Origin of the sequence: Sphingobacterium suaedae (assembly GCF_042684625.1) — a bacterium.
Lineage (GTDB): Bacteria > Bacteroidota > Bacteroidia > Sphingobacteriales > Sphingobacteriaceae > Sphingobacterium > Sphingobacterium suaedae.
Map to the genome: position 1 here is coordinate 1 of NZ_JBHULR010000021.1, position 7,132 is coordinate 7,132.

Sequence of the window (7,132 nt, forward strand, 5' to 3'; positions counted from 1 at the left end):
TTTCCCCCTTGCGGTGTCCCCCGCTTGGAGTTTTCCCTTGACATCGTGACGACAGGTTCTCCTGTTCCGAACAAAAGCCTGTGCTATGCTCGTGCCGCCTATACGCCGGATGCCGCATGGACAGTACACAGGTGACCTCCATCCTTATCCCAATGATGCTACTGGACATTGGTTCTTTCGACGCCTCTTCAGCGGTTCACTTGCGTTCACCTTCATAACACGTACCTGATCCCTGAAACGAAACCTTTTCCCCTATCGTTCACTACCATGGCATTTAACCGCAGCAGCATAGAGGTGGTTTGGTACCGAAACCTGTATTCCGATACCGAAGAACCTACCTTCATCTTCTGCTCAGCACTAAATGTAAAATTCATCAGTTTATACATTTATTCAGGACACTCAATAGCCGGGGTTTTGTTCCATGTTGCCGTTTGAATCAACCGATTGGCGTGGAATGGGCAGTACGAACTTATCAGAAGGATAATTGACGTTACAATTGTTTCCTTCACAGTCATTGCGTACAAGAGATAATCCTCTGCGCAACAAATCAAAAAAACAGATTCCTTCCAAGCAAAGTTCTCTCCTCCGTTCGTTGAGGATCTCATCGACCAATGCGGTTTTATGGGCATCTGACCAAGCTCCCGCTTCTGGGTTGGCACGTAACCTGATCTCGTTCAGGTCGGCTAAAGCACTTTCACTACGGCCGAGCTCCGCCGCCGCTTCCGCCCGGATGAGATATATTTCGGAAAGGCGGATTAATTTAACGCTGGTCGCCGCTGTAGCATAGGTCGGGTATTTAAAGATCCCGCCGCTTGCACGTATGTCGCCGTCCGTAAAAATATCGAGCAGATCCGCGGCCGGAGCAAACTCGTAATATCGATTTGCGGTTTCGTTGGTATAATAATTACCTAAGGAATTTCCCGAGAAGCCCGAGGGAACCGCTAGTTCAAAAATAGTTTCCTTGCCGGCCGACGTCGTCCAAGAGCTTATATATTCCCCATTGCTATATAGTGTAAAATTGTCGGCAATCACCGATGAGGCGTAGTCGTAGGCGTCCGCCCATTCGGCCTTATGAAGTGCTACACGTGCTTGGAGTGCTGCTACAGCTGCGCTGTTCATATAACTAACCCGATTACCGGTAAATACAGCCTTCCGGTTTTGAAAAAGATCTTCAGCGCTTTTCAGGTCGGATGCAATTTGCGTATACACCTGGGCCACGGTAGCCCGCTTCCGTTGCGCAGTCGCAACTAATATCGGTTCTGTAGCCAAAATAATCCCCGGATGCGATGCGTCTGCGGTATAGTGATAGGGCTGTGCATACAATTGTACCAAATCCAAATGTAGCAATGCACGCAAGCCATAGGCCTGTGCCATGATATCATTGCGTTCGGTCTGTAAACCATCGTCCAGTGAAGGCACACGCTCAATAATGTTATTGAGGTTGTTCAATATGGTATATAGTCCGCTGTAAACCGCGTTCATACTGCTGCTGTCTGCTTGTGCAGTAAAGCTGTAGATATCGGCAAGCGTTTGTCTTGAACCAACGGGTTTTACATTCCCACCGACAGCTTCCGGATAGACCATCCGGCGTCCATTGTAGTAATCGCTGCTCCATAAACTAAGGTATACACCTGTTAAAGCCGCTTTCGCCCCTGCCAAATCGGAGAAAAGCACATCAATGGAGACCTTATTTTCTGGTTCTTTATCCAAAAATTTAGCACATCCTGCAACAAATAGGGGAAGGATAAACAACCATATGCGTATTTTCTTATTCATGATTAAGATGTTCAATTTTTTATAAAGTCACTTGCATACCAAACGAAAAATTACGTGTTTCCGGATAGGTGAACCGCAGCTCCCGAATGCCGTTTCTTCCTTCCGGACTTTTATCTTTATACCAATAAAATAGATTGGTTGCATTGAAATGGAAGGAAAGATCTGGTATGTTGTGCCGCTTTGTCCAGTCATTGTTTAAGGCAAACCCTAGTGATATGTTAGACAATTTAAGGTGCGTCAGATCATACAGGTACTGGGAGGAGTTCCGTACCGGAATTGCTGTCGTCAATCTAGGGATATCCGTTATATCCCCGGGCTGCTGCCAGCGATCCATCAGGTTCACCAGTTTGTTGGAATGCGCCAGCGAATTTCCGACTTCGAAGCGTGTGGTTGGAACCAGTCTGCTTGTGCCGATGTTATATTGTAGATTGAAAGATAACGATATATTCTGCCAGCTGAAGGCGTTAATCATCCCGCCTTGAACGGTTGGCAATGAATTTCCCAGGATCTGATAGGCATCCGCGCCCATGGCCGAGATTTGTACACGATTCACGATATCTCCCGCCGGTGTGTAAAATCTATCCAAGCCATCTTCCGGATCAACGCCTGCCCAGCGTACACCCCATATCGTATTCGTGCTGTAGCCTATGCGGAGGGCATTTCCAACATAGTTTCCTGTCCTTGACGCGTAAATTTCCGCAAGTGGGTTATTGAAAGACAGCACTTTGTTCCGGTTAAAGCCGCCATTCAAGGTGGTACGCCAATGGAGCGCCTTGTCCTTGAACCAAGCATAAGAAGCATGAAAGTCCAGCCCGCGATTTCGCATATTTCCGGTATTGATGGGAATTCCGGAAAATCCTGTTTCCAAAGGTACCTCCACACTGGTGATCAGGTTGTGGATATTATTCTGGTAAAGTTCCAACGTGAATTGCAATCGGTCGAACAGCGAAATATCCAGCCCGATATTCGTCTTATAGTTGGTTTCCCAACCTAGATCCGGGTTTTCAGCAGCCGTTGCTGCTGGTGTTGCACCAATTTGTCCTTCGTACGGCACATTGCCGAGGTCGTACATACCACGGGATGCATAGGAACCAATGCGGGAATTGCCCGTACTGCCGAAGCTTGCCCGCAAGCGCAAAAAGTTAATGCTTTCTATATCCCGTAAAAAATCTTCATTGGAGATGTTCCAGCCGGCACCTAAGGCTGCGTTAAGCGCCATCTGCTTGTCGCCGCCAAATAAAGAGGATTGATCTGCACGTCCGCTGAGTGTGACATAGTATTTCTTCTGCAGATCATAATTCAGCTGGGTGTAGTAAGAAACGGTTGCATCTGAAATTTTCGAAGATGCAGAGTTTCTTGTGCTCGCCAAGCTAAGCTCCCGTATTCTGTCGTACGAAAAACCTGTCCCTAAGCCATATAGCAAAGCAGTATACTGGTCTCGAAGTTCCATTCCTGCGATCGCCAAAAAGCGCTGATTACCCGTTAGCTTGGGGCTGTATCCCACTTGTGCAAATGAAGTCCAATTGTACGTCAGGCGATCATAAATGCGTAAGCGGCCACCTACGGTACTGCCAGTGCCGTTCTCTTTTGATTGGTACGACTCCTGCTTCGATTGAAAAAAATTACCTCCTACAGCGGTGCGCACATACAGTTCGGGCGTGATATCGTATTGCAAATCCAGCTGCCCGTTGGTCGTAATCGTCTGGCTCTTGTCCTCGTTTTGCGCCAACACCGCCAAGGGATTGTATAAATTCATAAAAATCGCGAAGCTCCCATCGGCATTATAAGGCGAAATATTTGGCGGTAGATAGGCGTTGGCAGAAAAATTATCCAACCCCTCCCGACGCATCAAGGTCGGGGTGATGGTGGTATTCAACTTTATTTTGTCCGATAGCTTTGTTTGGTATTTCAGTGTTGCCGTGTATTGCTGCAATCCGTTGCCCGGCGTGGCATTCTCCTGATTCCGGTAGCCCATGGACAAGTAATATGTACTGCCGTCTTTACCCCCGGAAAGGGAAACGTTCAGATTGTTATACCGTGCATTTCTGGACGTCAGGCCAAACCAATCCGTATCGATCGTACTGCTTCCGGCTAGTTGGGTTGCGGTGGCTTCCGTTCTATCTTGGTTTACATAAAGCTCTTTCAGCAGCTCATGATACTGTGGGCCGGATAATAATTTTGTCTGATTAATGAAAGTGGATACGCCCGTCTGATAACTCCCTTGTGCACGCAGGGAACCGCTTCGACCGCCTCGTGTAGTGATGAGGATCACACCGTTTGCGGCATTTGCACCGTAGATCGTTGTGGCCGCGGCATCCTTTAATACGGTAACAGATTCTATATCCATGGTGTTGATTCCGGCAAGCGGATTTAGCAAAGTCTCCTGATTAAATTGCCCTGCAGCATCGCCACTTTGCTGCTCCTGCATTGGCACCCCATCGATGACAAACAAGGGCTGTGAGGAGCTAGTCCGTGTATCGTTCGTGAGCGAAGAAAGTGTTCCTTGTCCACGGATATGGATTTTAACGGGTGTACCTAAGGATGTGCTAGGCTCCACATATAGCCCAGGCACCATTCCTTCCAGCATTTTATCTATACTCTCTATTGGTCTGCTCGTCTGTAGCTCTTTGGCCGATAAAGAGAAGACACTTCCAACAGTCTCTTCCTTAAGTTTCGGATGCTCATACGTACTGACAACAACGACTTCCTCCATGTTAACGTTATCTTGTTTCAACAAGATCTGGTGGAAATGGGCACCTATCCGTACGTTGCTGCGTTCATATCCGACATAACTTACCGTCAGGATTTCGTTTTCCACTTGTGCAGGTAGATGCAATGAAAACGCTCCTTTTTCATCCGTTCTCGCCTGTATTCCAGTTTGTCTTATATAGAGCGCAGCACCTGCCAAAGGTTCTTTTGTGATGGAATCTAACACAATCCCGGTAACGGTGATGGGAACCTTTACTCTCCTTACGAGAATATTACGTCCTGAAATCTCGGTATCGAGTGCCAAGCCCGTTTCTAGCTTGGATAATACTTCCTCCAAACTTCCCGAAACAGAAAAGTTAACCTTTCTGTTTACATTAATCAATTTATCATCATATAGAAAACTGTAGCCCGACTGCGTTTCTATGTCTTTAAAAATAGAATGAAGCGGTTGGTTTTTGCGATCAACATGTATGCGTTGTTGACCATAGGCCGCACAGCAGATGATGAAAAGGACGATGGTTAATAAAAAAGTACGTGGCTGCTCCTTAGATGCACAGCGATATTTGTTCATTTTATTTTTGTTTTGCAATAAGGGTATTAGATTCTAAATAGAAATGATAATTGGTCGTAAAATTCAGCTTTTTAAGCACCTCATCGATGGATTCATTCGATATTTTTCCTGAAAAAGCGATATCGATACGATTGTCCGGAATAAATTCAATCCCGTATTTATGTGCGAGACGCTGACCGACTTCTGCATAAGATGCATGATCGAAGATAAGGGTACCGTTTATCCGTTCGTTTTCTTCATCAGGATTAAACGCTGACATCGCGAAACTTCCGTTTTTCTTGTCGTAGATCAATGCCTGACCTGGCGAAATACGGTATGATCGATTATTTTTATTGACCTGCACACTGCCTTCAAAGAGTACTACCCGAACATGACGATCGGTCTGAAAAGATTGTACGTTAAAGGTCGTTCCGAGGACATGGATATCTAGATCTGCTGTCCGGACCACAAATGGCTTGTCATCAATATGTGTTACGAAAAAACGGGCATCTCCCTCCAATGTTACTATCCGCGACGAATCGGTGAATGTCGTGGGATAGGTCAACGTCGACCCGGCGGAGAGATCCACTACTGTTCCGTCCAGTAATCGAATATGCATGATCTTACCGGCAGGTACGGTCTGCCTAATCTGCGACTGGCCGACTACCGCAATAGGCTTTTCCCGCATTTGCCTTGTAACATATACACTCATTAGACCAATGAAAACAACTATCGCCGCTGCAGCAGCCCAACGATACAAGGGAAAAATCTTTCTTTTTTTCGTAATCTCTTTATCAAATCCGAGGCTGTGGAATAAACGATGACGTGCGGATGTGATTTCCGTATCCGAAGGACTATCTTTAAAGAGTATGATTAATTTCCGCGCGTCCTCGAATCTAGGTTGAAACGATGGATTTTGTTGCAACGATTCTTGCCAAAATAGGCGATCTGCCTCGTTTGCTTCGAGACAATAATTAACAAACGATGGATCAGCTATCAGCTCTTCCAGACTGGGAGGTGTATTTTCGTTTTCTTGCATATATAGAGTAGTGCAAGAAAAGGAGCATTTTTACCTGATTTTATTTAGAAAAAATAAAAATAAATAAGCTTTGGTAAATAAAATTCCCTTTGAGGTTTTTCAGCGCTTCGTATATAACATTATAAACAGTACGTACTGAGGCGTTTTCCAACTGGCTTATTTCTTCGTAAGATTTGTTTTCAAAGAAGCGCAACTGTATAAAGCGACGTTGTTTTTTGGTTAAGTTCGCTAGTGCCAATTCTAGTTTTCGGTGTGTTTCAAGCAACTGTTCGATCTCGATCTGCTGGGTTTCTACCGAGTCTTGTATGGGCTCCTCTGTCAACACTTCCACTCCCAATTCCTGTTGTGGTAAATTTTTAAGAATAATGCGTTTGAACCAGGTAAAAAGATAAAACTTAGGATTCTGAATATTAGGAGGTAGGCTACTGTGCTTTTCCCATAATTCGCAGAATAGGATATGCAGACACTCTTTGATCAGTTCTCTATCTTGACGGATTTTAAGGCCATAGTGAAACAGGGGCTTATAGTAAGCATCATACAACTGGACAAAACTATCCTTATTACCTAGAGTTATTTCTTGCCACTCTTGATTCATTTACAATGCAAATATAAAGCATTATTTAGAATAGTTCCAAACAAATGCTTTCTTTTAAAAATGCTACGGGAAATGCAGTATATATCGTTAAAGCCAAAGGTGAAAGTTTTCAAAACACCCGCCCCTTTATTGTTAGGGGTGGCGAAATAGAATGGTTTTAGCAGTCCCCATTAAGTATTGATGAATCTCCTTTTTATTTAGAGTGATTTTTATATTAATATAAAATTTCCTATATTTAAAACATATAGCAATTGTAGCTAAAACGTATGTCAAACTAGTGAGTTATTCGGTGAGTAAGGAAATCGGTGGTTTGTAAAATGCTGATAAAGAGACTGGTGTACAAAGGATGTTATCCCCTACGGGCTACATATCTAAAAGTCAAAAATAAAGAGCCTGCAAACGTTGCGTTTGCAGGCTCTTTATTTTTTGTGGCCTACCGTCTTTTTTTTCAGAAGTTACCATA

At 44.7% G+C, this 7,132-nt stretch carries 5 protein-coding genes; all 5 read right to left on the reverse strand.

Annotated elements, in window-relative coordinates; genetic code table 11:
• Nucleotides 1–212 precede the first annotated feature (212 nt).
• Genes ACFSR5_RS19470 through ACFSR5_RS19490 form a run of 5 tightly spaced genes read right to left on the reverse strand, consistent with a single transcriptional unit; the run spans nt 213 to nt 6,669 of the window.
• On the reverse strand, nt 213–374 hold the full coding sequence (locus ACFSR5_RS19470) for a hypothetical protein (RefSeq protein WP_380906165.1): 162 nt from the start codon (nt 372–374) through the stop codon (nt 213–215).
• Between the two features lie 25 nt (nt 375–399).
• Entirely contained in the window at nt 400–1,776 is a 1,377-nt protein-coding gene (locus tag ACFSR5_RS19475; protein ID WP_380906166.1) for a RagB/SusD family nutrient uptake outer membrane protein, read from the reverse strand.
• 19 nt (nt 1,777–1,795) lie between these two features.
• Entirely contained in the window at nt 1,796–5,056 is a 3,261-nt protein-coding gene (locus ACFSR5_RS19480; RefSeq protein ID WP_380906168.1) for a SusC/RagA family TonB-linked outer membrane protein, read from the reverse strand.
• Nucleotide 5,057: 1 nt separating this feature from the next.
• Nucleotides 5,058–6,074, reverse strand: coding sequence for a FecR family protein (locus ACFSR5_RS19485; RefSeq protein WP_380906169.1), 1,017 nt, complete (start codon nt 6,072–6,074; stop codon nt 5,058–5,060).
• A gap of 40 nt (nt 6,075–6,114) precedes the next feature.
• The gene (locus ACFSR5_RS19490; protein ID WP_380906171.1) at nt 6,115–6,669 is read right to left on the reverse strand and encodes an RNA polymerase sigma factor; all 555 of its coding nucleotides are present in this window, start codon (nt 6,667–6,669) and stop codon (nt 6,115–6,117) included.
• Between the last annotated feature and the right edge of the window lie 463 nt (nt 6,670–7,132).

Excerpts from the sequence above, each read along its gene's own strand:
- ACFSR5_RS19475 (WP_380906166.1), bottom strand. The coding sequence starts at position 1,776 with ATGAATAAGAAAATACGCATATGGTTGTTTATCCTTCCCCTATTTGTT.
- ACFSR5_RS19490 (WP_380906171.1), bottom strand. The coding sequence starts at position 6,669 with ATGAATCAAGAGTGGCAAGAAATAACTCTAGGTAATAAGGATAGTTTT.
- ACFSR5_RS19485 (WP_380906169.1), bottom strand. The coding sequence starts at position 6,074 with ATGCAAGAAAACGAAAATACACCTCCCAGTCTGGAAGAGCTGATAGCT.
- ACFSR5_RS19480 (WP_380906168.1), bottom strand. The coding sequence starts at position 5,056 with ATGAACAAATATCGCTGTGCATCTAAGGAGCAGCCACGTACTTTTTTA.
- ACFSR5_RS19470 (WP_380906165.1), bottom strand. The coding sequence starts at position 374 with ATGAATTTTACATTTAGTGCTGAGCAGAAGATGAAGGTAGGTTCTTCG.